This window comes from uncultured Microbacterium sp. (genome assembly GCF_964244775.1).
Lineage (GTDB): Bacteria > Actinomycetota > Actinomycetes > Actinomycetales > Microbacteriaceae > Microbacterium.
The window spans coordinates 53,135-78,074 of sequence record NZ_CAXTJR010000005.1 but is presented as its reverse complement, the minus strand read 5'-3'; the positions used below and the strand labels follow the sequence as shown (position 1 = coordinate 78,074).

Below are 24,940 nucleotides of genomic sequence, written 5' to 3'. Positions count from 1 at the left end.
CTTCGGCACCTCGGCGAGCCTCGGGTCGACGTGCGGGAACTGAACCTGGCGCTGGACGCGCTTCAGGGTGAGGAGTAGGCATGAGGCGCGGGCGTCTGCGGGTTCTGCTCGGCGCCGCTCCCGGCGTCGGCAAGACCTACGAGATGCTCGAAGAGGGGCGCCGCCTGGTGGTCGAAGGCTCCGATGTGGTCATCGCCCTCGTTGAGAGCCACGGTCGAGAGGCCACGAGGGCCCAGGCGGGCGGGCTGCCGGAGATTCCCCGCCGGATCGAGCAGCATCGCGGAGTCGCCCTCGACGAGATGGATCTTGACGCAGTGCTCGCGCGGGCGCCTCAGGTCGCCCTGGTCGACGAGCTCGCCCACACGAATGCGCCCGGCTCCCGCCACGAGAAGCGGTGGCAGGACGTCGAGGCGCTGCGCGACGCGGGCATCGATGTCATCACTACGGTCAACGTGCAGCACATCGAGTCGCTGAACGATGTCGTGGAGCAGATCACCGGTATCCAGCAGCGCGAGACGATTCCGGATGCTGTGGTCCGGGGCGCCGATCAGATCGAGATCGTCGACCTCGCGCCGCAGTCCCTTCGCGATCGGCTCTCCGCGGGCCTGGTCTACCCTGCCGAGCGGATCGACGCCGCACTGTCGAACTACTTCCGGCTCGGCAACCTCACGGCCCTTCGAGAACTGGCGCTGCTGTGGCTCGCCGACGAAGTCGACACGGCGTTGACGTCGTATCGCACCGAACACGGCATCGAGGGCACGTGGCGCGCGCGCGAGCGGGTGGTCGTCGCCCTCACGGGCGGTCTGGAGGGCGACACGCTCGTCCGGCGCGGTGCCCGGATCGCCGCACGCGCCTCCGGCGGTGAGCTCATGGCCGTGTACGTGTCGAGTCAGGACGGCCTGCGCGCGGCCGCGCCGGAGGCCCTTGCCTCCCAGCGCGCACTCGTCGAAGCGCTCGGCGGCACGTATCACCAGGTCGTCGGCGACGATGTGCCCCGGTCGCTCGTCGCTTTCGCACGCAGCGTGAACGCCACGCAGCTCGTGATCGGCGTGAGCAGACGGGGTAGGCTCGCCGCCGCGCTCACCGGGCCCGGCATCGGCGCCACCGTGGTGCGCGAGTCCGGCGATATAGACGTCCACATCGTCACGCACGCCGCTGCCGGCGGCAGGTTCGCGCTCCCGCGCCTGAGCGGGGGAGCGCTCAGCGTGAAGCGCCGCGTCCTCGGATTCGCGCTCGCGCTCATCGGCGGCCCGCTGCTCTCGTGGCTGCTGGTCTCCGTGCGGAGCGAGGCATCCCTCACCTCAGATGTCCTGGCGTACCAGCTGCTGGTCGTGGTCGTCGCGCTGGTCGGAGGGATCTGGCCGGCGCTATTCGCCGCTGTGCTGTCGGCCCTGACCCTCGACTTCCTCTTCGTCGAGCCCTTGTACACGGTGACCATCGCCGATCCGCTGCACGCGCTGTCGCTCAGCCTGTATGTGATCATCGCCATCCTCGTGAGCTGGATCGTCGACCAGGCCGCCCGCCGCACCCGCGCAGCGCGGCGGGCAGCCGCCGACTCCGAGCTGCTGGCAACCGTCGCCGGCAGCGTGCTGCGCGGCGAGAGCGCCGTTCCGGCCTTGGTCGGGCGCACGCGTGAGGCGTTCTCGATGACGGGGGTACGGCTCGTGGCTCCTTATGGCGAGGTCATCGCGACCGACGGCGAGCCCGTGCCGGACGGGCGGGTCATCCGCGTGCCGGTGGGCGACCCCGCAGCGCCCCGCGCCACGCTCGAACTGCACGGCGGTGAGCTGGATGCTGCGGGCCGGCGGCTCCTGGATGTCATCGCCACCCAGCTCGCGGCCGCGCTCGAGCACACCGCCCTCACCGAGGCCGCACGGGAGGCCGGCGTGCTCGCCGCGACCGATCAGGTGCGCAGCGCACTGCTCTCGGCCGTCAGCCACGACCTGCGTCGCCCGCTCGCCGCCGCCGTCGCCGCGGTCGGGGGGCTGCGGGCGGCCGGCGATGCGCTGACCGACGCCGACCGGCGCGAGCTGCTGGCCGCTGCGGACCAGAGCCTGTCGTCGCTCGCGCGCCTGGTCACTGATCTCCTGGACGTGAGCCGCGTGGAGGCGGGAGCGCTCGCGGTGTCGCTGGCGCCGGCGGATGCCGCCGGAGTCGTGCTCGCGGCGCTGGACGAGCTCGGGCTCGGCCCCGACGAGGTCGAACTCGATCTCGATGCCGGTCTGCCCGACGTCTCGGCCGACGCCGTGCTGCTGCAGCGCGTGCTCGCGAACCTGCTGTCGAACGCGCATCGGCACAGCCCCACAGGAGCGCGGATGCGCGTGACGACGAGTCGACTCGGCCAGGTCGCCGAGGTCCGCGTGATCGATCACGGCCCCGGTGTCGCCCCCGAGCGTCTCGACGACATCTTCGCGCCGTTCCAACGGCTCGGCGACGTCGACAACACCACCGGGCTGGGGCTGGGGCTTGCCCTCTCGAAGGGTTTCACCGAGGGGATGGGCGGTGCGCTCACGCCGGAGGACACGCCGGGCGGCGGACTGACCATGGTGGTGGCGCTGCCGGTGGCCGCGGCATTCGATCCCCTTCCACCTGCTGCGGACTCCGCTGCACCACGAGAAGCAGGAGCGAGATCGTGAAAGTGCTGATCGCCGACGACGACCCGCAGCTCGTCCGTGCGCTGCGGATCACGCTCGCTGCGCACGGATACGACGTCATCGCCGCCGCCGAAGGTGCTGCCGCGATCACGCTGGCCGCCCACGAGCGACCCGACATCGTCATGCTCGATCTCGGCATGCCGCACGTCGACGGGATCGAGGTGATCCATGCCCTCCGCGGGTGGACGGATGTGCCGATCATCGTCGTGTCGGGTCGCACCGGGTCGTCCGACAAGGTCGATGCGCTGGATGCCGGAGCCGACGACTTCGTCACCAAGCCCTTCCAGATCGACGAGCTGCTCGCGCGCCTCCGCGCGCTGGGGCGGCGTGCGGGCGCCACGGCGACGGTGCCGATCGTGCGGTTCGGCGACGTCACCGTCGACCTGACGGCCCGCGAGGTCCTCCGCGGCGGCGTGCGCGTGCACCTCACGCCCACCGAGTGGCAGATGCTCGAGTTCCTCGCGCGAAACCCCGAGTCGCTCGTCACACGGCAGACGCTTCTGAAGGAGATCTGGTCGAGCGAGCAGGTGAGCGACTCGGGGTATCTGCGCCTGTACATCTCTCAGCTGCGCAAGAAGCTGGAGCGCGATCCCGCGCATCCTCGCCATCTGATCACGGAGTCGGGGATGGGATATCGGCTGGTGCTGGACCCGTCCTGACAGCTTCAGCTACCGAGTGAACCGATCGTTTCCCTGCCGTTGATGTGTGAGGCGAATGAAGCCGGTGTCAGCTGAGGGAGCGGATGTAACGACGGCGGGCGATGACTTGGGCGATGCGGAGCAGCGGATATACATTGCGCCAGGGCTGCTCGGCGCTGGGCGCGGTGAGCGATCGAACAGTCAGGGACACGTCGTGGCCGTCACGGTGCACGATGAAGGCTTCTTCGCCGGTGACGGGGTGGCCCGGAAGGGTCCTATACGAGAACCCGACGCGCGTGGATGTCTCCACTACGCTCTCGACGCGCACAGGTTCTCTGGCGGTCATGCCCGCGATCCGAGCAGTGATCGTCGGTTCGGCACCCGGCGACACCTTGCTCACATCGTCGACTGTGAACCCGCTGCGGGTCTTCACAGCCCAACGCAGGATGTCATGGGCGGCGCGTTCCCACACCTGATCTCCATGTCCGATGAGCACGTTCACCTCAGAGCGTCGGAAGATGCTCGCACTATTGGCAGGCCACTCCGGCAGGGCCGGGTCTGTGCCGGGCGCCGCATCGAGAGAGACGAGTAGGCGGCTGTTGCGTTCCCGAATCAGGCGACGTAGATAGGGAACCAGAATGACGCGTTCCGCGAGTCGACCGAAGATGGGCGACTCGATGGTCAGAGTGTCGGTCATCACCGCCCCATCGCCATCGCGAACGAACCGGTGCTCGTGACGAAACGATCGAAACGGGCCGCGAACCTGCTCGTCAACGAATCGATCCGGTCTCTCCAGGCTGGAGATCTGCGATGTCATCGTGAACCAGATGCCGAAGTGCCTCGCACGCCACGTGACGGTCTCGCCGAGCCCAATCGACCCTTCCGTCACACCGCCGATCGCGCGCTCGCCTGACTGCGCCATCGACGCCACATGTTCGTCGATGCTCAGAGACACATCGAACAGCTTCTTCATCGGCACTCTCGCCCGAGTCGCGACCGAGAACGAGCTGACCATGCCTCGATCCTGTCAGCTCCGCCATCAAGACACCGCGCCGATCCTTTCGTCGGAGGACATCGATCCGCAGTACGCCACGATGAGTTCCAGGTTGCGGACCTCGACCTACGCGCACATGGCATATTGGCTGGATGGCCACCACCGAAGGCGAGAGCCGCGAGCTCGACGAGCTGCGACGGAGAGTGTTCGGGCCCGATCTCGCTCAGCCGGTGACGGATGCCGACCTTCGGCGATTGCGAGAACTTGAAGGTATCCAAACCGGGCCTATCGGCCAAATCGGTTCGAGCGAGACAGTCTCGGAGGCGGAGCCTATCGCTCAGCCGCAACCGATCTCCGAACAGGGCGATTCGCAGACGTCGCCCCCGAAACCCATCGCGACGCGGGCGTGGCGACGATGGCTGTTCGTCTCGGCCAGCGCCGTCGTCCTTGTCGCGGTCGGACTGTGGATCGGCTCCGTCGTTGCCGGCGGAGGCGTTGCCGGGGCAGGCACCGGGAGTGCGATTCCCGAATTCACGACGGCGCAGACCGATGAGGACCTGCTTCCGATGAAGTTTCTGGACGGCGACGACAGCATCGATCCGGACTCGGTGCGATTCGTCGCCGTGCTGGATGGCTACTACATCGCGCTCGCGCGGCCCACCGGCTACGACGGAATCTGCGTCCTCAGCTTCCGGACGGACGGGCCGGATCGTACGGCCGATTCGGTCGGTTGCTCGGAGAGCTTCGGCAGCGGGGGCGGCTTGTCCGTCGCTATCAGCGAGAAAATCAACGTCGTCGTCGGTGAGACTGCAGTGGAAGGTGAGCCAGTCCGGTTATCTGAGAGCGTCACCGCATACCGGCACTGAACTTTCGATCGAACGGTGGCAGTACGCGTGCTGGTGGATGTGAAATTCGGTCGAGATCCCTTGTAAACACTGGGATCGGAGGGCGGAGGATGGGGGATTCGAACCCCCGAGGGCTTTCACCCAACACGCTTTCCAAGCGTGCGCCATAGGCCACTAGGCGAATCCTCCGTGGTCCCGGAGGACCGCAGACCATCCTAGCGTGCCCGTGCGCGGGTGCCCGACTCCGAGCCCGAGCCCGCATACGCGCTGCCGGGCCGCACGATCAGCGATCGCGGAGCGACCACGGCAAGGAGGCGCCGCGGGCGATCGGCCGAAGCCAGTAGTCCGGCGCGCACGGCGGTCGCAGCATCCGCCATCCCTTCGCCCTGCCAGAAGCCATGGCGACCGCCGGGGGCGTAGCTGGCCCGCTCGATGCCGCCGATGAGCACGGTCATGGGTTCGGCGGGGGCACCGTGCACCTCGACGAGTCTGGTGCCGAGCGCGCGCGCCGACTCGCTCGCAGGCACCGGGATGCCGAGGTCGATCGCCGCGTCCTGCACGCTCGTCCACGCTGCGGCGGCATCGCCCGCGCGCGCTGCGGCCAGCAGCTGTCGTCGCCGGAGCTCGCGGATGAGGCCCGGGATCGCAAGGGCGAGCAGGATGCCGAGCACGGCCGTGATCGCCGGCATCGGGTCGACCCCGGTGGACGTGCTGCTGGCTGCCGAGTCGCCCGTTCGCTGGGTGGGATCGACGATGCTGTCCGAGATGGTGGGGGTCGGGGTCGCCGCATCTCCGGTCGTGGGAGCGGCGGTGCTGTCGGTCGCGCCGGTGGTCACCGAGCCGGGCGCGAACGACGTCGGACTGCCGAGACTGTTGGTCGGCTCGAAGGGAATCCAGCCGATGCCGTCGAAATAGACCTCGGGCCACGCGTGCAGCTGGCCGCTCATGACCGAGTACACCGTCTTGTCATCGATCGAAGCGTTCGTGTTCGAACCGGGGAGGTAACCCACGACGATGCGCGTGGGCATACCGAGACTGCGCGCCATGAGCGCGAACGCCGAGGCGAAGTGCACGCAGTACCCCGCGCGCACATCGAGGAAGCGCGCGACGGCATCCGCACCCGAACCGTCGAAGCCCGACTCTACGGGCGCATCGAGCGAGTACCGGAACGCCGGGCTGCGGAACCATGTCTGCAGCGCGACCAGCTTGTCGTAGTCGGTCGTCTTGCCTTCGGTCACCTGTGTGGCGAGCTGGTCGATGATGGGCGGCAGATCGGCGGGCAGCGCCAGCGTGTCATCCTGGACGCCGGCTTCCAGCGTCTGAGACGCCGCGGAATGGGCGCGCACCTGCTCGAGCGTGGGCCGGGCCACCTGGGTGATGACGTCGTAGGTCTGGCCCTGCGTCGAGGCGCCCTGGGCGATCACGGTGCGGTTGGTCGGTACCGCGGCCCACGCGCCGTCCAAGCCGTCGACGGCGACGGCGGGGAACGCGACGGGCAGCCACGCCGAGTTGAGGTTCTTGACCTCGACCGTGGTGGTGTACTCGTCGATCCGGATGCCGGGATCGACCGTGATCGGACCGAAACTCGCGTCGCTGCCCAGGGGTACAGAGCTGGGCTGATCGGGCGACCACACCGCTCCGTCGAACTTCGACAGGGTCGCGGCGCGAAGGTAGGGGACGGAGCGTGCCGAGCTCCGCACCGTCAGCACCTCGATCTCGCGCGGGCGGCGCAGGTCGTCGCCCAGCTGGAGGGTGGGATCGATCGCCGTGCCGGCGCCCGGGCCGCCGATGGCGGACGCGACCGGCGGGGGAAGGAGGGGGGTGGCGACGATCGCGATGATGACGGCGACCGCGCCGATGCCGAGCGCCGTGGCCGATACGCCGTTGACCGCCGGTTCCACACCCTGTTCCGCGGCGGCGGCGCGCGCGCGCTGGTGTTCTCTCGAGCGCGTCTCGACGCGCAGCATGAACAGGATCGCGACCGCCAGCAGCACGAAGGCGGTCACATCCAGCGGCCCGGGAACGGCGATCGACGGGATGAGCGAGATCGCGATGAGTCCGACGGCGGCAAGGAGCGGCATCCGCGCCGTCAGCACGACGTGATCGATCGCGATCGCGAGCAGGCCCATCGAGCCGACGATGATGAACGAGAGCGCCGTGATGGGCTCCAGCGGCGCAGAGCCGAGCACGATCGCATCGGTGGCGGTCGAGATGAGCGCGGGCACGGTGCGCACACTCTCGGGCGTGGGCAGGATGCCGAGCAGCGCCGTGTCGCGCAGGTACAGCAGAGTCAGCAGCACGACCCAGACGCCCAGCTCGATGAGGGTCACGGCGATCGCGGGGAGGCGGAAGCGGCGCGCGACGAAGCCGGCCGCGAGGACCGCGCCGGTCAGCACCACGGTGCCGAGCACCCACCAGCTGGGCGATACGACGCGGATGAGGGGCATCATCGCGGCGAAGAGCGCGACGAAGACCCCGATGGTCAACGCGAGTTCAGCGGGACGACGGGATGCTGCGGCCTCAGACGACGACATTGCTCACCCCCCGGTCGGCAGCGCCCGACCACGCGCTGGCCAGGTCGAGGTCCGGCCCGATCGACGCCGCACGCCAGCCGAGGTCGGCGGCGCGGTCGAGCGCGTCGCCGCCGCCGGCCGCCGCGAGCACGATGGGCAGGGCCGAGTGGTGCACGAGCGGAGCGAGGGCCTCGGCATCCGCGAGTTCGAATCGACCGGTCACCACCACAACGGGCCCGGTCATCAGCCCGGCGAACAACAGCGGGAGCTGGGGGAGGTTGTCGCCCCGGCGCGTCGTCATGGTCGCCAGGTGCGAGGCGACTGCCTCGACGCTGCTGATGTCGCCTCCGTCGATCGGGTCGCTCAGCGCCGTGCCGTCGGAATCGATCAGTTCGACCATGTACCCGTCGCTGACCAGGCGTGAGACGACGGAGATGCACGCCGACACCGCCGCCTCGAACGCGGCGTCGAGCCCGGGGCCACGCAGGGCTTCTGCGCTCCAGCGCACTGCGCCGCGGTCGAGCACGACCGTCGCCTCGGGCGTGGACTCCTGCTCCTCCTGGCGCACCATGAGCGCATCGCGGTGGGCTGTCGCCCGCCAGTGGATCCGGCGCATCGAGTCGCCCGACGCGTAGGGCCGGGCGATCAGGTTGTCGGCACCCTGTCCCAGCTGGTTCGTCGTCGTGTGCAGGGTGCCGCCCGATTCGCCGGTGAAGTTCGCGAGCGCCGGCAGATCGACGATCGCCGGGGCCACCGTCACCTGTGTGCGCATCCCCAGCACGGTGCTGCGTCGCGCCAGGCCGAACGGATCGGTCGAGGTGACCGTGAGCGGGCCGAGCGGATGCACGCCGCGGCGAGCCCCCGTGATCGCGTAGCGGAGTTCGATCGCGCGTTCGTTGCCTCGGAGCCCCGAGCCCAGGGCCGGGAAGACGCCGCGTGCCACACCGGTCAGCCCCTGCGTCACGGCGTCGCGCCACATGCCGGCGGGCGACGGCACGGCAGTCCGCACGCCGACCCGCACCGTGACGTCGGATGTGCGGCCGACCGTGGCGACATCGGGGCTGAGCGAGCGGACGACGCTCTCGGTGCGCCGGGTGAGATACAGCGAGACGATGCTCGCCGCGAGGGTGGCGATCAGGAGGATCCCGAAGTACACGAGCTCGACGAGCCCCAGCTCACTCGCCAGCACGAAGCAGGCGATCGCCAGCGCGAGCGCGCCCGTCCCGCGGAAGGTCAACGGCCACACGCGTTTCATCGTCGGGTTACTCGCAGGAAATTGTCACTGTCGCGCCGCGAGGGGGACGCGCACCGTGGATGCGATGCGTTCGAGGATGCCGGCAATCGCGTCGGTCGTCGACCGCGCGCGCACCCCGCCCGCTGCCCTGGTCGGGATCAGCCGGTGCGCGAAGACGGGCTCCAGGAGCGCGGTGATGTCGTCGGGGATGACGAACCCGCGTCCGTCCAGAGCAGCCCACACCTTGGCTGCGCGCACGAGCTGGAGCGTCGCCCGCGGGCTCGCGCCGAGGCGAAGGTCGGGATGCGAGCGCGTCGCCTGTGACAGCCCGACCGCGTAATCCTCGATCGCGGGGGCGACGTGAACGGCGCGCGCCCAGCCGATGAGCGCCGTGACCTGGGCCGACGACACCACGGGGGTGAGCGCCTCGAGCGGGTTGACAGCATCCCGCTGCCGGAGCATGAGCGCCTCGGAGCGGGCATCCGGGTAGCCCATCGAGATGCGCATCATGAAGCGGTCGCGCTGCGCTTCGGGGAGGGCGTAGGTGCCCTCCATCTCCAGCGGGTTCTGCGTCGCGACGACCAGGAAGGGGCTCGGGAGCTCATGCGTCTGCCCATCGACCGTGACCTGAACCTCTTCCATCGCCTCCAGCAGCGCCGACTGGGTCTTCGGCGACGAGCGATTGATCTCGTCGGCGATGACGATGTTGGCGAAGATCGCGCCGTGCTTGAACTCGAACTCGCGGTCGACCGGATTGAACACGCTCACTCCGGTCACGTCTCCGGGGAGGAGGTCGGGAGTGAACTGGATGCGGCGCACCGACGCGTCGACGGATGCGGCCAGGGCCCGCGCCAGCATCGTCTTGCCGACGCCCGGCACGTCCTCGATGAGGAGGTGTCCTTCGGCCAGCAGCGCAACGAGGGCGCTGCGCACCGCATCCGGCTTGCCGTCGATCACAGTGCCCACCGCGGCGAGGATCTGATTCGTCTGAGTCTCGAACGAATCGGCCGTCACCGGCGGCGGTGTCGTGTGAGATCGATCGGGCGTACCCGACTCACCCAGCGCGATGTGGTCCATGGGCCCCCTCCGGTCCGCGGGGGGCATCATCGTCCCTCGTTACTCGATCGTAACCTGCGGCCGTGTGCGCTGGCGCGGGGTGCAGAGGATTCGCAGGCGCCTCAGTCGCCGGTTAGAATAGAGGAAGCTCTCCGCGCGACGGCATCCAGGCCAACTCCCCCAGGACGGAAACGTAGCAAGGGTAACCAGGCTCTGCCGGGTGCGCGGAGAGTCTTTATGTGGGGCCGCGTCTTTCCATGTCTAGGCAGTGTCGATGAAGATGTTCAGTGAAGACGCGGCGACGTTTTCGTGACATCGAGAGATCGCGCTCTCGCGCGGGGGCGCCGACTCTAGGCTGAAGCTGTGGCGCAGAGCATCTTCATCACGTCGGCAGAGGGTCATTCGGGCAAATCCACGATCGCGCTGGGCGTGCTGGATGCGCTGAGCCGCGCGACCCCTCGGGTCGGGGTGTTCCGCTCCATCGCGCGCTCGACATCGGAGCGCGACTACGTGCTCGAGATGCTGCTGGCCCACTCGGTCATCGATCTCGATTACGACGAGTGCATCGGGGCCACCTATGACGATGTGCGCGCGGATCCGGATGCTGCGCTCGGCGCGATCGTCGAGCGTTACAAGCGCGTCGAGGCGCAGTGCGATGCGGTCGTCGTACTCGGCAGCGACTTCACCGACGTCTCGAGCCCCGCAGAGCTCGGCTACAACGCCAGGATCGCCGCCAACCTGGGGTCGCCGGTCCTCCTGGTGGTCGGTGGGCGCAGCCAGCAGGGCTCAGAGGAGCAGCTCGGCTCGTCGACTCCGCGCACGCCCGCCGAGATGGGGCAGACGGCGGCGCTCGCCCTCGTCGAGCTCGCCCACGAGCGCGCCGAGCTGTTCGGCGTCGTCGCGAATCGCGCGAACCCCGACGAGCTCGACGAGATCGTCGCGGCGGTGCGCGGCGCGGTCGACGCGTCGCCGGTGGTGACAGCATCCGTCCTCGGGGAGGATGCCGCCGCGCACCCCGTCGTCCCCGTCTGGGCTCTCCCCGAAGACCGGTTCCTCGTCGCCCCATCCGTGCGCGAGGTGTTGCGCTCGGTCGAAGGCCGCCTCGTGCGCGGCGACTCCGAGCTGCTCACCCGCGAGGTGCTGGGCGTGGTCGTCGCGGGGATGTCGATGGTCAACGTGCTGCCGCGTCTGACCGAGAGCGCGATCGTCGTCGTGCCCGCCGACCGGACGGACGTGCTGCTGGCGACCCTCCTCGCCAACGCGTCGGGCACCTTCCCGTCGCTCGCCGGAATCGTGCTGAACGGCGGGTTCGAGCTGCCCCAGTCGATCGAGCAGCTCCTGGACGGCCTGAGCTCGTCGCTCCCGGTCATCGCCACCGACCTCGGCACCTACCAGACGACGGTGCGCATCATGAATACGCGCGGGCGCCTGGCCGCCGATTCGCAGCGCCGCTACGACACGGCTCTGGCGATCTTCGAGCGCTACATCGACACCGACGAACTCACCAGGGCGCTCGGAGTGGCCCGCGCCAGCGTGGTGACCCCGCTCATGTTCGAATACGGCCTGATCGAGCGCTCGCGTTCGGACAGACGCCGCATCGTGCTGCCGGAAGGCGGCGACGATCGCATCCTGCGCGCCGCGGCGACCGTGCTCTCGCGGGGGATCGCCGACCTCACGATCCTCGGGGAAGAGATCGAGGTGCGCAGTCGCGCGATCGAGCTGGGCATCGACATCCGCGATGCTCAGGTGCTCAGCCCCTTCGATGCGGTGCACGTCGACAAGTTCGCGCGCGAGTACGAGCGGCTCCGCGCCCACAAGGGCGTCACGTACGCGCAGGCGGCCGACACCGTCACCGACGTGTCGTACTTCGGCACGCTCATGGTGCATCTGGGCCTGGCGGACGGCATGGTCTCGGGGGCCGCGCACACGACGGCCCATACGATCCGCCCCGCGTTCGAGATCATCAAGACCAAGCCGGGGGTGTCGGTCGTCTCGTCGGTGTTCCTCATGGCGCTCGCCGACCGCGTGCTCGTCTACGGCGACTGCGCCGTGATCCCCGATCCCACGAGCGAGCAGCTGGCCGACATCGCGATCTCGTCGGCAGCCACCGCCGAGCAGTTCGGCATCGACCCGCGCGTGGCCATGCTGTCGTATTCGACGGGAGAGTCGGGCTCGGGCGCCGAGGTCGAGAAGGTGCGAACGGCGACCGCGCTGGTGCGCGAGCGTGCGCCGCGGCTTCTGGTCGAAGGGCCCATCCAGTACGACGCGGCCGCCGATGCCGCTGTCGCCAAGGCCAAGATGCCCGGCTCGCCGGTCGCCGGGCGAGCGACGGTGTTCATCTTCCCCGACCTGAACACGGGCAACAACACCTACAAGGCGGTGCAGCGCTCGGCCGGGGCGGTGGCGATCGGTCCGGTGTTGCAGGGCCTCAACAAGCCGATCAACGACCTCTCGCGTGGCGCGCTGGTCGACGACATCGTCAACACGATCGCGATCACCGCGATCCAGGCGCAGGGCGAAGCATCCCTGACGGCACAGGGGGAGTAGAGCGCATGTCCGTCGTCCTGGTCGTCAACAGCGGTTCATCGTCGTTCAAGTACCAGCTGCTGGACGTCGAGACCGAGCGGATGCTGGCATCCGGCCTCGTCGAGCGCATCGGCGAGTCGACGGGTGTCTCCGCGCACACGGTGTTCGCCCCGTCTGCCGAGGGCGCCACGATGCTCGACGCGACCTACACGCGCGAACTGCCCATCCCCGATCACACCGCCGGATTCGCCGCCATGCTCGACGCGTTCGCTGAGAACGGCCCATCGCTGGCCGAGAACCCGCCGACCGCCGTAGGCCACCGCGTCGTGCACGGCGGTGCCCGGTTCTTCGAGCCCACCCTCATCACGCCGCTCGTCGAGATCAACATCGACGAGCTCTCGGTGCTGGCGCCGCTGCACAATCCCGCCAACCTCGCCGGGATCGTCGCGGCGAAGAAGGCGTTCCCCGACGTGCCGCACGTGGCCGTCTTCGACACCGCGTTCCACCAGACCCTGCCCCCGGCCGCCTACACGTATGCGATCGACGCGGAGTTGGCAGCATCCCACCGCATCCGCAGATACGGGTTCCACGGAACCTCGCACAAGTTCGTGAGCGAAGCCGCCGCGACCTTCGTCGGGCGTCCGCTGGGCGAGCTGACGCAGATCGTCTTCCACCTCGGCAACGGCGCATCGGTCGCCGCGATCGACGGTGGACGCTCGGTGGAGACCTCGATGGGACTCACCCCGCTCGAGGGCCTGGTGATGGGCACGCGCTCGGGAGACATCGACCCCGCCGTGCTGTTGCACCTCTCGCGCCGCGCGGCGTTCTCGATCGACGACCTCGACGCGCTCCTAAACCGGCGGAGCGGGCTGCAGGGGCTGGCGGGCGTCTCGGACATGCGCGACATCATCGCGGGAGTGCGGGCGGGGGATGTTGCGGCCACCCTCGCGTTCGAGGTCTACGTGCATCGCCTCCGCGGCTACGCCGGCTCGTATCTCGCGCAGCTCGGCGGCGTCGATGTGATCTCGTTCACGGCCGGGGTGGGCGAGAACGCACCGGAGGTGCGAGCCGGTGCGATGGCGACCCTCGGGTTCGCCGGAGTCGAGATCGACGCCGAGCGCAATGCGGCGCGTGGCCGCGGCATCCGTGTGATCTCCACGGATTCGTCGCGCGTCACGGTGCTGGTCGTCCCTACCAACGAAGAGCTCGAGATTGCGCGGCAGACCCTCGCCGCAGCCCACGGGTAGCCTGCTCCGGACCCCGGTTATCGTGCGTGCGCACGGCCGCACTACGCTTGCAGCACGGCACGCCGTCGAGCCGTTCACCCGTCGCCCTCTCTCCTCGCTGGAGGCTTTCGTGACCGCCGAACTGCCCGACCTCACGGCGTACGACGCCGTGCTCTTCGACCTGGATGGGGTGATCACCCCGACCGCCGAAGTGCACATGGACGCCTGGCGGGCGATGTTCTCCACGCTGTTCGCTCAATGGGACATCACGCCCCCTTACGCCGACGGCGACTACTTCGAATACCTCGACGGGAAGAAGCGCTACGACGGGGTCGCGGGCCTGCTGCGCAGCCGCGACGTCGAGGTCCCATGGGGCGACCCGTCAGATCCGGCGACCGCCGATACCGTGTGCGGTATCGGCAACCGCAAGAACGAGTTCTTCGCCCGCGTGCTGCGCGAGGAGGGGATCGTTGCCTACCCCGGCTCGATCGCCGTGCTCGACCTGCTCGCCGCGGCGGGCACGCCGACCGCGATCGTCTCGAGTTCGAAGAACGCACGTGAAGTGCTCACCTCGGCCGGCATCATCGACCGCTTCCCGGTGATCATGGACGGCGTGATCGCCGAACGGGATCACCTGGCTTCCAAGCCCGCACCCGACGTCTTCGTCGAGGCGGCGCGGATGCTCGGGGTCGACCCCGCCCGCAGCGCCGCCGTCGAAGACGCCATCAGCGGCGTGGCTTCGGCCGCTGCCGGAGGATTCGGTCTCGTCGTGGGCGTCGATCGGGGCGTCGGTGCCGATGCCCTCCGCGATGCCGGCGCCCACGTCGTCGTCGCCGACCTGGCCGCCTTCATCGCTGTGGCGCCTTTCACAGCGCCTTTCACAGCGCCTTCGACAGCGACTGAGCCCGACCGAGAGGCATCCGCATGATGGATCGCGACCGATTCCCCGTCGACCCGTGGCGGCTCGTCGAGACCTCCCTCGACCTGGATGATGCGGGTGTGACCGAGACGCTCTTCTCGGTCGGCAACGGCTACCTCGGCCTCCGCGGCAACCACCCCGAGGGTCGTCAGGCACAGGAGCACGGCACGTTCATCAACGGATTCCACGAGACCTTCCCGATCCGCCACGCCGAGCAGGCCTACGGCTTCGCCGAGGTGGGCCAGACGATCATCAACGCGCCCGACGCGAAGGTGATGCGCGTGTACGTCGATGACGAACCGCTGTCGCTCGACGTGGCCGACATCCGCGAGTACGAGCGGTCGCTCGATTTCCGCGACGGCGTGCTGCGCCGGCACATCCTGTGGTCGACTCCGTCCGGCAAGCTCGTGCGCCTGGATTTCGAGCGGATGGTGTCGTTCGAAGAGAAGCACCTCGCAGTCCTCGCGGTCGACGTCACCGTGCTCAACTCCGACGCCCCCGTGACGGTCAGCTGCCAGCTGATCAACCGGCAGGACGGCGAGGACGTCTACGGCGGAACGCCGAACGCCACCAAGAAGGCGGGATTCGATCCGCGCAAGGCCGAGCGCATCGATGAGCGGGTGCTCCAGCCGCAGGAGTACTGGCAGGACGGCCTGCGCTCGACCCTCAGCTATAAAGTGGCCGAGTCGGGCATGACGATCGCCGTCGTCGCCGACCACGTCATCGAAACCGACAACGAGTACTCGGCGCGCGTCCTGATCGAGCCCGACATCGCGAAGAACGTCTTCCGCGTGCAGGCGAAGGCCGGTGTGCCGATCCGCGTCACGAAGCTCGTCAGCTACCACACCTCGCGCGGCGTGCCGGCGCGCGAGCTGGTCGACCGCTGCCGACGCACCCTCGACCGCGCCCGCTCCGAGGGCGTGGCGCTGCAGTACGAGCGCCAGCGCGCGTGGATGGAGGCGTTCTGGGAGCGGTCGGATGTGCGCATCGGCGGTCACGACGACCTCCAGCAGGCGACCCGGTGGTGCCTGCTCCAGCTCGCCCAGGCCGCGGCGCGCGCCGACGGCCAAGGCGTGCCGGCCAAGGGCGTCTCGGGCTCCGGATACAGCGGCCACTACTTCTGGGACACCGAGATCTACGTGCTCCCGTTCCTGGCGTACACGACCCCGCTCTGGGCCCGCAACGCGCTGAGGATGCGGTATCTCATGCTTCCGGCATCCCGCCGCCGCGCGCACCAGCTGAACGAGGCGGGCGCCCTGTTCCCTTGGCGCACGATCAACGGCGAGGAGGCGTCGGCGTACTACGCCGCCGGCACCGCGCAGTACCACATCAACGCCGACGTGAGCTTCGCGCTCGCGAAGTACGTGCGGGCCACGGGCGACGACGAGTTCCTCCACCGCGAGGGCGTCGACATCGCCGTCGAGACCGCGCGGCTGTGGGAGACGCTCGGGTTCTGGCGCGAGAGCGACGGCGAGGACACCTTCCATATCCACGGCGTCACGGGCCCCGACGAGTACACGACGGTCGTCAACGACAACCTGTTCACGAACGTCATGGCGCGCTTCAACCTCCGCTTCGCCGCCCGCACCGTGCGCGAGATGGCCGCGGACGATTCGGAGGCCTACCGGCTGGCGGTGCAGCGCCTCGGGATCGACCCCGGTGAGCCGCAGGCGTGGGACCGTGCCGCCGAGGCGATGCACATCCCGTACAGCCCGGCGTTCGGCATCCATCCTCAGGACCACGTGTTCCTGGAGAAGGAGGTGTGGGACCTCGAGAACACCCCGGCCGACCAGCGGCCGCTGCTTCTGCACTTCCACCCCCTGGTGATCTACCGCTACCAGGTGCTCAAGCAGGCCGACGTCGTGCTCGCGCTGTTCCTGCAGGGCAATCACTTCACGGACGAGGAGAAACTGGCCGACTTCGAGTACTACGACCCGCTCACGACGGGCGACTCCACGCTGTCGGCTGTGGTGCAGGCGATCCTGGCGGCGGAGGTCGGATATCAGGACCTCGCGCTGGACTACTTCCAGGAGTCGCTGTTCGTCGATCTCGCCGACCTGCACCACAATGCCGCGGACGGCGTGCACGTCGCGTCGGCGGGCGGCGTGTGGACTGCGCTCATCTCGGGCTTCGGCGGCATGCGCGACCACTTCGGCGACCTGTCGTTCGATCCCCGGCTGCCGGCAGACTGGCCCGAGCTCGCGTTCGTGCTGCACTGGCAGGGCACGCGGCTGGGCATCACGATCACTCGCGACCAGATCAGCGTCGCGGCAAGCGGGGGAGCCCCGGTCGGATTCTCGGTGCGCGGGGCCGCGTTCGTCGTCGGCGACGGCGAAGAGGTGGTCGTGCCGCTCGCCGACCAGGGGCCGGTGCTCCCCGGCAAGCCGTCGCTCACGCAGTTCGCCGATATGCGCAGGGACGACGGGACGTTCCTCTCGGCGTCCGTCCCGATCATCACCACGACGATCCCGATCATCACTGCGAGCGTTCCGATCACCGTGCCGGACGCGCCCCTGGAGGGTGTCGAGTCGAACGTGGCAGTCGACTCCTGAGCGCCGGGAGGCGGCCGCCTCGGGCGGCTGTGGGAGCGGGCGTCATGTCGTGGGCACGGCCTAGGCTGGGGGCGTGACCACCGCCCTCTATCGCCGCTACCGTCCCGAGGCGTTCGGCGAGATGATCGGCCAGTCGCAGGTCACCGAGCCGCTCATGACGGCGCTGCGCGGAGACCGGGTGGGGCACGCGTACCTGTTCTCAGGGCCGCGGGGATGCGGTAAGACGACATCCGCGCGCATCCTCGCACGCTGCCTGAACTGCGCGCAGGGCCCGACCGACGTGCCGTGCGGCACGTGCGACAGCTGCGTCGAGCTCGGGCGCGACGGCGGCGGTTCGCTGGATGTCGTCGAGATCGACGCGGCCAGCCACAACGGCGTCGACGACGCCCGCGATCTGCGTGAGCGCGCGATCTTCGCGCCCGCCCGTGACCGGTTCAAGATCTTCATCCTCGACGAGGCGCACATGGTGACGCCGCAGGGGTTCAACGCACTGCTCAAGCTCGTCGAAGAGCCGCCCGATCACGTCAAGTTCATCTTCGCGACGACCGAGCCCGAGAAGGTCATCGGCACGATCCGCTCGCGCACGCACCACTACCCGTTCCGCCTCGTGCCGCCGGCGGCGATGCTCGAGTATGTCCAGGCACTGTGCGAGACCGAGGGCGTCTCGGTCGAGCCCGGAGTGCTGCCGCTCGTGGTGCGTGCCGGTGGCGGTTCGCCGCGCGACACCCTCTCGCTGCTGGACCAGCTCATCGCGGGTTCCGACCCGTCGCCCGAGTCGGGGGCTGTGCGCGTCAGGTACGAGCGCGCGGTCTCGCTTCTGGGGTACACCCATGCGGAGCTGCTCGACGAGGTCATCGACGCGTTCGCCGCGGCGGATGCCTCGGCCGCCTTCGCCGCGGTCGACCGCGTCGTGCAGACCGGCCAAGACCCGCGCCGATTCGTCGATGATCTGCTCGAGCGCCTGCGCGACCTGATCATCATCGCTGCGACCGGCGCCGGTGCGGCAGCTGTGCTGCGCGGCGTGCCGGCCGAAGAGCTGGAGCGGATGACCCGTCAGGCGTCGATCTTCGGCTCCGACCGCCTCTCGCGCACGGCCGACCTCGTGATCGCGACGCTCGACGAGATGACGGGCGCGACCTCGCCGCGTCTGCAACTCGAGCTCATGGTCGCCCGCATCCTCACCCATGCCGGAATCGGCGCCGTGACTGCTGCGAGCCCGGTGGCCCCGCCCGCTTCGGTCGCTGAGGCCGCTCCGGTCTCTGAGCCCGCTCCGGTCGCTGAGCCTGTCGAAGCGTCGAGACCCACCCCGCGAGCCGTTGCTCCCGCTCCGGTCGCTCCGGTTTCCGGGCCTGCTCCGACCGAACTCGTCGAATCGCCGGCACCCGGCGCGACAGCTGCCACCCGCGGCCCCGTCACCGTGCAGCTCGTGCGCGACGCCTGGCCCGAGATCCTCGGCGCCCTCGAGAACACCAGTCGTTCGTCGTGGCTCGTCGCCAGCGGTGCGAGGGTGATCGCGTTCGGCGATGACGTGCTCAGCCTCGCGTTCCAGAGTCAGACCGACGTGGCCTCGTTCAAGAAGCTCAACGCGGGCGCCGGCCCCAGCGAAGACCTGCGCCAGGCGATCATGGCGGTGCTCGGCATCCGCGTGAAGTACATCGCGAAGCACGACAGCGACATCGCCCCGCACGAGCCGCCGCCCGACCCCGACGACCCGGGCCCGGCCGACCCCGGTCCGTCCGATGAACTCCCGCCCCACGCGCCGATACGGCGCGAGCCCGAGCGCCCACCGCGCGGGGCGCAGGGGCGAGCCGCCGAGCGGCCGTCCGCGCGGCCTGCACCTGCGTCCGCTGCGCCCGTGACCGAGTGGGCGGTCACTCCGATCCCCACCGAGCAGCCCGCGACCTCGCCGTCGGCGGTCGCCCAGCTCGCCGTCGACGACGAGCCCGAGGATGCTGCGGGCGGCGCGCGCACCACCACCCTCGCGCCCACGCTCGCTCCCTCTCGCGAGGTCGCCGACCTCGAGGGCACGGTGCTGCCCGCCGCCGACGTCGAGCCCTCGATCGAGGATGACGAGCTCGACCCGACCGACATCATCGAGGTCCCCACCGCTGACGCGCCGGTTCCTCCGGTCGTCGCGCCCCGTCTGCCGATGGCGGACGGCCCGGCACGCAACGGTGCATCGGCCGGCGGGGGAGTGCAGCGTTACGGCGAAGCGGTCATCCGGCAGGTGCTCGGCGCCGCGTTCGTGCGTGAAGAGCCGTACGAGCCCCCGACGAGGTTCAGCTGACGATGTACGACGGAATCGTTCAAGACCTCATCGACGAGTTCGGCCGCCTTCCTGGCATCGGTCCGAAGTCGGCGCAGCGCATCACCTTCCACATCCTCCAGACGCCGTCGTTCGATGTCAGCCAGCTGGCCGAACTCCTCGCCCATGTCCGCGAGCGGGTGCGCTTCTGCGAGATCTGCGGCAACGTCTCGGAGCAGGATCTCTGCGCGATCTGCCGTGATCCTCGCCGCAATGCCACGCTCATCTGCGTCGTCGAAGACGCCAAAGACGTCGCTGCCATCGAGCGCACGCGCGAGTTCCGCGGGCTCTACCACGTGCTCGGCGGATCGATCAGCCCGATCGCGGGCATCGGACCCGACGACCTCCGCATCCGACAGCTCATGCAGCGGCTCGCCGACGGCACCGTCCAGGAGGTCATCCTGGCCACCAACCCCAACCTCGAAGGTGAGGCGACGGCGACCTATCTGAGTCGGCTGCTGCATACGCTCGAGATCTCCGTCACCCGCCTGGCATCCGGGCTGCCGGTGGGCGGCGACCTCGAATACGCCGACGAAGTCACGCTCGGGCGCGCATTCGAAGGGCGCCGCGCCGTCTGATGGCCGCTCCGCTCCAACGTTTCGACGCCCGCGCCTGGGTCCTTTTCGGTGCGATGGCGTTGCTGTGGGGCGTCCCCTACCTGTTCATCAAGCAAGCCGTCGACTCGTACTCGCCGGCCGCCATCGTTGCGGGGCGCACCCTCGTGGGCGCACTTCTCCTTCTCCCGTTCGCCCTCCGCGCCCGTGCTCTGCGTCCCGCGTTCGCGAAGATCGGGTGGGTGCTCGCGTTCGGCGCGATCGAGATGGCTGGGCCCTTCCTGCTGCTCGGGCACGCGGAGCAGACTCTCCCGTCCGGACTCACCGGCCTCCTCGTGGCGACCGTGCCGCTGTTCGCTGCGGTGATCGCACTCGCCGGAGGCGACCGTTCCGTGCTACGACCCTCCCGGGCGATCGGGCTCGTGGTCGGCTTCCTCGGCGTGGGGGTGATCGTCTCGGGGCCGGGGCTCGCCGTCGCGGGCGGGGCGGGGCTCATCTCGCTCGGGGAATTGCTGCTGGTCGCGGCCTGCTACGCGATCGCACCGTTCATCGTCGTCCGCAAACTGGCGGACGTCCCGTCACTCGGCACGATCACCCTCTCGCTCGCCGCCGTCGGCATCTTCTATCTGCCGATCGCCCTGCTGACCCAGCACCAGGTGCCGACCGTGCAGAGCACCGTCTCGCTGCTGTCGCTCGCAGTGCTCTGCACAGCCGTAGCGTTCATGGTGTTCTTCGCGCTGATCGCACGCGTGGGCCCCGTCCGTGCGCCGCTGTTCACCTACGTCAATCCGGTGGTCGCGATCCTGCTGGGCGTGATCGTGCTGGGTGAGCAGCTCAGTATCGGGCTCCTCATCGGCTTCCCGCTCGTGATTTTCGGATGCTGGCTGGCCGCCACGGGCGGCGTACTGGGCCGTCGATCGCCTCGCGCGGTGCCCGACGGTGATCTGCCGCCGATCGCGCCCGGCTGACGCGCTAGCGGAGAACCTCGACCAGGACGATCCACGAGACCAGCAGCGAGGCGACGATCGCGATGAGCGAGCCGGCCGCGAACCACACCAGCCCGGCGGGCAGCCCGGTCGCGAGCAGGATCGCGCCGACGAGATAGGCCGCAGGCGCCGCGAAGCATACGAGCGACTTCACGAGCTTGAGCCGGTTGTCGGGATGCTGGTTCGCAAAGATCTGCTTCGTGGCCTCCACCGCGAACAACGCGGCCAGCAGCGAGATGACGATCATGGTGATGCCGTAGGCGCTGATCGTGAGGTCGGGGATGAGCCCGATCGCGGACGCGACCAGCGCCAGGACAAGGCCGGCGACGCCGGCCGCGAGGCGTGCGGTCAGCGACTTCTCCTTGACGATGTCGGCGATGTTGACACTCGCCGCGACGATCATGAGGCCCGCGAGGGCCGCCGTTGCTCCTGCCATGGCGACGTTGAACTCCGACCATCTCTCGATCGCTTCGCCCATGGGTCGCACTTTATCGCCCTCACCGGCCGTTGCTGGGTGTCGATGTCGGGAAGATGGTCGGCGTCGACGGACATGTCCGCCTTCTTGCGGACATGCGCATGCCGGGTCCGCCTTCTTGCGGACATGCGCATGCCAGGTCGCTGGCATCGACTCACTGCACGCGTCACATGATCGGCGAGGAATGACGGCGTCCGTAAGATTGAGCGTCGGGCGCAGCATCCGCCCGAGAACCCGATATCTCTCTGGAGTCATCACGTGGCGCTGATCGTGCAGAAGTACGGCGGCTCATCCGTCGCCGACGCGGAGAGCATCAAGCGCGTCGCCAAGCGCGTCGTCGACAACCGCCGGGCCGGGCACGAGGTCGTGGTCGCAGTCAGCGCAATGGGCGACACCACCGACGAGCTGCTCGACCTCGCGAACCAGGTGTCGCCCATCCCGGCGCCGCGCGAACTCGACATGCTCCTGTCCAGCGGCGAGCGCATCTCGATGGCGCTGCTGGCGATGGCCATCCACTCGATGGGCTTCGAGGCGCGCTCGTTCACCGGTAGCCAGGCGGGCATGATCACGGATGCCACGCACGGCGCCGCCCGCATCGTCGATGTCACCCCCATCCGCCTGCGCGAGGCGCTCGATGAGGGCGCGATCGTGATCGTCGCCGGATTCCAGGGGTTCAACCGCGACACCCGCGACATCACCACGCTCGGACGCGGGGGGTCCGACACGACCGCCGTCGCGCTCGCCGCCGCGCTGAACGCCGACGTGTGCGAGATCTACAGTGACGTCGACGGCATCTTCACGGCCGACCCGCGGGTCGTGCCCAAGGCGCGCAAGCTCGACCACGTCTCGAGCGAGGAGATGCTCGAGCTCGCCGCCAACGGCGCCAAGGTCCTGTACATCCGCGCGGTCGAGTACGCACGCCGTCACGGCGTGCTGATCCACGCGCGCTCGTCGTTCAGTTCGGGTGAGGGCACGTTCGTGCTCAACGAGCAGCACCGCGCCCGGTACGTGGAAGAGGGAAAGCCCATGGAAGAGCCCATCGTCGCCGGCGTCGCCACCGATCTCGGCCAGGCCAAGATCACCGTCATCGGCGTTCCCGACGTGCCCGGAAAGGCGGCGGAGATCTTCAAGATCGTCGCCAACTCCGGAGCCAACGTCGACATGATCGTCCAGAACGTGTCGGCCGCCACCACCGGTCGTACCGACATCTCGTTCACGCTGCCCAAGGCGGATGCGGCGACCGCGATCCGTGCCCTCGCCGCCGAGCAGGCGCAGGTCGGGTTCGCGAGCCTCGTCCACGACGACCAGATCGGCAAGCTTTCGGTCGTCGGCGCCGGGATGCGCACGAATTCGGGTGTGTCGGCGACCCTGTTCGAGGCGCTGAGCGCCTCAGGGATCAACATCGAGATGATCTCCACGTCCGAGATCCGCATCTCGGTGGTTGTGCGCGGCGACGACCTCGCCGCCGCTGCCCGAGTGGTGCACACCGCCTACGGGCTCGACGGCGACGACGACGCGGTCGTCCACGCCGGCACCGGCCGCTGATCCTGCACCCCCCGCACAGGCGGGCTCCAGCATCCCGCTCTACCCTCCGAACATCGAGAGGGATGCTGTGACACGCACGAACATGTTGACCCGAGGCCGCTGGCTCTGGGGTGGAGGCGCAGCGGTGGCGGTGATCGCGCTCGCGGTGGGAGCGGTCCTGTTCCAGCCGTGGCTGCTGTTCGTCGACGTCACGGTCGCCGACGCGATCCCCACCACGGTCGCTACCTCCCCATCCGCGTCGCCGGCTGGGCCGGCTCCCGCAGCCACGGTCGAACCGGTCGAGGTGCCCGCGATCGAAGTGCCCGCCCCCGCGGGCCCCGTCGACCTGCTCGCGGGCTCGTTCGTCAGCCACGAACACGGCACGACGGGCAGCGCGCGGGTCATCCAGCATCCCGACGGCCGTCACCAGCTGGCGATCGAGGGACTGGAGACCAGCAACGGACCCGACGTGCACGTGTGGCTGAGCGCCGGTCCGGTGGTCGAAGGAGCGGACGGCTGGTACACCGCCGCCGGGTTCGACCACGTCGACCTCGGGCCGATCAAGGGTAATCTCGGCGACCAGCTCTACGACATCCCCGCCGAGGTCGATCTCGCGGCGTTCCGCACCGTCGACCTGTGGTGCGAGCGGTTCGCTGTGTCGTTCGGAGCCGCGGCGCTCGCATAGCAAGCCCCAGCGTCGAGAAACCACATCGCCGTCGAGACATCGCGCCGCGCGTGGTTTCCCGACGCGGAAGTGGTTTCTCGCGCTGTGGGAGAGGCCGGTGGACCGCGAGGCGCCGGCACCGGCCGGTAGAATCGGGCTTTCACCCACGAACGTCGAGGAATCACCATGACGCACATCTCTGACTCCGGACTCTCCGTCGCCGTCGTCGGCGCCACCGGCCAGGTGGGCAAGGTCATGCGCGAGATCCTCGCCGAACGTGGATTCCCGATCCGCGAGCTGCGCCTGTTCGCGACCGCGCGCTCGGCCGGCACCTCGATCGACTTCGGCGGCCGGTCGGTCATCGTCGAAGACGTCGAGACCGCCGACCCCACAGGGATCGACATCGCCCTCTTCTCCGCGGGCGCGACCGGCAGCCGCGCTCACGCGCCCCGCTTCGCCGCGGCCGGCGCCGTCGTGATCGACAACTCCAGCGCCTGGCGCATGGACCCCGACGTGCCGCTCGTCGTGAGCGAGGTCAACCCGCACGCGATCCGCGAGGCACGCAAGGGCATCATCGCCAACCCGAACTGCACGACCATGGCCGCGATGCCCGTTCTGAAGGTCTTGGATGCCGATGCCGGCCTCGAGCGCCTCATCGTCAGCACCTACCAGGCCGTCAGCGGGTCTGGCATCGCCGGCGCCGAAGAGCTGCTCGGCCAGGTCGAGGGCGTGCTGGCCCAGGGCGACACCCTGCGGCTCGTGCACGACGGATCGTCGATCGACTTCCCGGCGCCGGAGAAGTACATCGCCCCGATCGCGTTCGACGTCATCCCGTTCGCCGGCAACCTCGTCGACGACGGCGACAACGAGACCGACGAGGAGAAGAAGCTCCGCAACGAGAGCCGCAAGATCCTCGAGCTGCCCGACCTGCGTGTCGCGGGCACGTGCGTGCGCGTTCCGGTGTTCACGGGGCACTCGCTCAGTATCCACGCCGAATTCGCGCGCGACATCACCCCCGATCGCGCCCGCGAGATCCTGGCCGAGGCCCCCGGAGTCGCCCTCGAAGAGGTGCCGACGCCGCTGCAGGCCGCGGGAAAAGACCCGAGCTTCGTCGGCCGCATCCGCGCCGACCAGTCCGCTCCCGAGGGCAAGGGTCTCGTCCTGTTCATCAGCAACGACAACCTGCGCAAGGGCGCTGCGCTGAACGCGGTGCAGATCGCCGAGCTGGTCGCCGCCTCGCTCGGCGCAGCCTCGTTGGGCGCCGCCTGAGATTCT

At 69.2% G+C, this 24,940-nt stretch carries 18 protein-coding genes, 1 tRNA gene and 1 other RNA gene; 14 read left to right on the top strand and 6 right to left on the bottom strand.

Features of this window, described 5'->3' with window-relative positions; translation table 11 throughout:
• Window positions 1–80 precede the first annotated feature (80 nt).
• Together ACFE6Z_RS10450 and ACFE6Z_RS10445 are read left to right on the top strand one after the other, a co-directional pair.
• A complete protein-coding gene (locus ACFE6Z_RS10450; RefSeq protein WP_375385629.1) occupies window positions 81–2,636 on the top strand; it encodes a DUF4118 domain-containing protein in 2,556 nt (851 codons plus the stop codon).
• Complete coding sequence (locus ACFE6Z_RS10445) at window positions 2,633–3,313, top strand: response regulator (RefSeq protein ID WP_375385628.1); 681 nt, start codon at window positions 2,633–2,635, stop codon at window positions 3,311–3,313. Before ACFE6Z_RS10450 ends, ACFE6Z_RS10445 begins: the two co-directional genes overlap by 4 nt.
• A 67-nt stretch (window positions 3,314–3,380) precedes the next feature.
• Here the strand turns inward: ACFE6Z_RS10445 and ACFE6Z_RS10440 are convergent, their stop codons facing one another.
• A complete protein-coding gene (locus tag ACFE6Z_RS10440) occupies window positions 3,381–4,307 on the bottom strand; it encodes a DUF1990 family protein (RefSeq protein WP_375385627.1) in 927 nt (308 codons plus the stop codon).
• Window positions 4,308–4,516: 209 nt separating this feature from the next.
• Here ACFE6Z_RS10440 and ACFE6Z_RS10435 point away from each other — a divergent pair, with 209 nt between their 5' ends.
• Window positions 4,517–5,152, top strand: coding sequence for a hypothetical protein (locus ACFE6Z_RS10435; protein WP_375385626.1), 636 nt, complete (start codon window positions 4,517–4,519; stop codon window positions 5,150–5,152).
• Between the two features lie 83 nt (window positions 5,153–5,235).
• Here the strand turns inward: ACFE6Z_RS10435 and ACFE6Z_RS10430 are convergent.
• From ACFE6Z_RS10430 to ACFE6Z_RS10415, 4 genes are all read right to left on the bottom strand, one after another.
• A tRNA-Ser gene (locus ACFE6Z_RS10430) sits at window positions 5,236–5,320 on the bottom strand.
• A 26-nt stretch (window positions 5,321–5,346) separates the two neighbouring features.
• Entirely contained in the window at window positions 5,347–7,665 is a 2,319-nt protein-coding gene (locus tag ACFE6Z_RS10425; RefSeq protein WP_375385625.1) for a transglutaminaseTgpA domain-containing protein, read from the bottom strand.
• Entirely contained in the window at window positions 7,652–8,899 is a 1,248-nt protein-coding gene (locus ACFE6Z_RS10420) for a DUF58 domain-containing protein (protein ID WP_375385624.1), read from the bottom strand. The genes ACFE6Z_RS10425 and ACFE6Z_RS10420 overlap by 14 nt, the downstream gene beginning before the upstream one ends.
• A 24-nt stretch (window positions 8,900–8,923) precedes the next feature.
• Window positions 8,924–9,955 (bottom strand): AAA family ATPase, encoded by a 1,032-nt coding sequence (locus tag ACFE6Z_RS10415; RefSeq protein WP_375385623.1) that lies wholly within the window; start codon window positions 9,953–9,955, stop codon window positions 8,924–8,926.
• Between the two features lie 122 nt (window positions 9,956–10,077).
• Between ACFE6Z_RS10415 and ffs the strand changes: the two genes are divergently transcribed.
• The 8 genes from ffs to ACFE6Z_RS10375 all read left to right on the top strand — a co-directional run bounded on the left by ffs (window position 10,078) and on the right by ACFE6Z_RS10375 (window position 20,984).
• Window positions 10,078–10,174: signal recognition particle sRNA small type (gene ffs, locus ACFE6Z_RS10410), an RNA gene on the top strand.
• A gap of 123 nt (window positions 10,175–10,297) precedes the next feature.
• Window positions 10,298–12,481 carry a phosphate acetyltransferase gene (gene pta / locus ACFE6Z_RS10405; protein WP_375385622.1) on the top strand — a complete coding sequence of 728 codons (2,184 nt, stop codon included), beginning with the start codon at window positions 10,298–10,300 and terminating at the stop codon, window positions 12,479–12,481.
• Window positions 12,482–12,486: 5 nt separating this feature from the next.
• Window positions 12,487–13,707, top strand: a complete 1,221-nt coding sequence (locus ACFE6Z_RS10400; protein WP_375385621.1) for an acetate/propionate family kinase — start codon at window positions 12,487–12,489, stop codon at window positions 13,705–13,707.
• Between the two features lie 109 nt (window positions 13,708–13,816).
• Window positions 13,817–14,614 (top strand): HAD family hydrolase, encoded by a 798-nt coding sequence (locus ACFE6Z_RS10395; RefSeq protein ID WP_375385620.1) that lies wholly within the window; start codon window positions 13,817–13,819, stop codon window positions 14,612–14,614.
• A complete protein-coding gene (locus tag ACFE6Z_RS10390) occupies window positions 14,611–17,157 on the top strand; it encodes a glycoside hydrolase family 65 protein (RefSeq protein WP_375385619.1) in 2,547 nt (848 codons plus the stop codon). The genes ACFE6Z_RS10395 and ACFE6Z_RS10390 overlap by 4 nt, the downstream gene beginning before the upstream one ends.
• 73 nt (window positions 17,158–17,230) lie before the next feature.
• Entirely contained in the window at window positions 17,231–19,444 is a 2,214-nt protein-coding gene (locus ACFE6Z_RS10385) for a DNA polymerase III subunit gamma and tau (protein ID WP_375385618.1), read from the top strand.
• Between the two features lie 2 nt (window positions 19,445–19,446).
• Window positions 19,447–20,040, top strand: coding sequence for a recombination mediator RecR (gene recR, locus ACFE6Z_RS10380; RefSeq protein WP_375385617.1), 594 nt, complete (start codon window positions 19,447–19,449; stop codon window positions 20,038–20,040).
• Window positions 20,040–20,984, top strand: coding sequence for a DMT family transporter (locus tag ACFE6Z_RS10375; RefSeq protein ID WP_375385616.1), 945 nt, complete (start codon window positions 20,040–20,042; stop codon window positions 20,982–20,984). The genes recR and ACFE6Z_RS10375 overlap by 1 nt, the downstream gene beginning before the upstream one ends.
• 4 nt (window positions 20,985–20,988) lie before the next feature.
• On the opposite strand, the gene ACFE6Z_RS10370 is transcribed toward ACFE6Z_RS10375, so the two are convergent.
• Window positions 20,989–21,480: a hypothetical protein gene (locus tag ACFE6Z_RS10370; RefSeq protein ID WP_375385615.1), complete on the bottom strand. Its 492-nt coding sequence runs from the start codon at window positions 21,478–21,480 to the stop codon at window positions 20,989–20,991.
• Window positions 21,481–21,735: 255 nt separating this feature from the next.
• Here ACFE6Z_RS10370 and ACFE6Z_RS10365 point away from each other — a divergent pair, with 255 nt between their 5' ends.
• From ACFE6Z_RS10365 to ACFE6Z_RS10355, 3 genes are all read left to right on the top strand, one after another.
• On the top strand, window positions 21,736–23,022 hold the full coding sequence (locus ACFE6Z_RS10365; RefSeq protein ID WP_375385614.1) for an aspartate kinase: 1,287 nt from the start codon (window positions 21,736–21,738) through the stop codon (window positions 23,020–23,022).
• Between the two features lie 67 nt (window positions 23,023–23,089).
• Window positions 23,090–23,686: a DM13 domain-containing protein gene (locus ACFE6Z_RS10360; RefSeq protein ID WP_375385613.1), complete on the top strand. Its 597-nt coding sequence runs from the start codon at window positions 23,090–23,092 to the stop codon at window positions 23,684–23,686.
• Window positions 23,687–23,851: 165 nt separating this feature from the next.
• Complete coding sequence (locus ACFE6Z_RS10355; RefSeq protein ID WP_375385612.1) at window positions 23,852–24,934, top strand: aspartate-semialdehyde dehydrogenase; 1,083 nt, start codon at window positions 23,852–23,854, stop codon at window positions 24,932–24,934.
• Window positions 24,935–24,940 lie beyond the last annotated feature (6 nt).

What these genes read in the sequence shown, in the direction of transcription:
- ACFE6Z_RS10450 (WP_375385629.1), top strand. Translation starts at nt 81, where the DNA reads ATGAGGCGCGGGCGTCTGCGGGTTCTGCTCGGCGCCGCTCCCGGCGTC.
- ACFE6Z_RS10440 (WP_375385627.1), bottom strand. Translation starts at nt 4,307, where the DNA reads ATGGTCAGCTCGTTCTCGGTCGCGACTCGGGCGAGAGTGCCGATGAAG.
- ACFE6Z_RS10425 (WP_375385625.1), bottom strand. Translation starts at nt 7,665, where the DNA reads ATGTCGTCGTCTGAGGCCGCAGCATCCCGTCGTCCCGCTGAACTCGCG.
- ACFE6Z_RS10420 (WP_375385624.1), bottom strand. Translation starts at nt 8,899, where the DNA reads ATGAAACGCGTGTGGCCGTTGACCTTCCGCGGGACGGGCGCGCTCGCG.
- ACFE6Z_RS10415 (WP_375385623.1), bottom strand. Translation starts at nt 9,955, where the DNA reads ATGGACCACATCGCGCTGGGTGAGTCGGGTACGCCCGATCGATCTCAC.
- ACFE6Z_RS10400 (WP_375385621.1), top strand. Translation starts at nt 12,487, where the DNA reads ATGTCCGTCGTCCTGGTCGTCAACAGCGGTTCATCGTCGTTCAAGTAC.
- ACFE6Z_RS10390 (WP_375385619.1), top strand. Translation starts at nt 14,611, where the DNA reads ATGATGGATCGCGACCGATTCCCCGTCGACCCGTGGCGGCTCGTCGAG.
- recR (WP_375385617.1), top strand. Translation starts at nt 19,447, where the DNA reads ATGTACGACGGAATCGTTCAAGACCTCATCGACGAGTTCGGCCGCCTT.
- ACFE6Z_RS10375 (WP_375385616.1), top strand. Translation starts at nt 20,040, where the DNA reads ATGGCCGCTCCGCTCCAACGTTTCGACGCCCGCGCCTGGGTCCTTTTC.
- ACFE6Z_RS10370 (WP_375385615.1), bottom strand. Translation starts at nt 21,480, where the DNA reads ATGGGCGAAGCGATCGAGAGATGGTCGGAGTTCAACGTCGCCATGGCA.
- ACFE6Z_RS10355 (WP_375385612.1), top strand. Translation starts at nt 23,852, where the DNA reads ATGACGCACATCTCTGACTCCGGACTCTCCGTCGCCGTCGTCGGCGCC.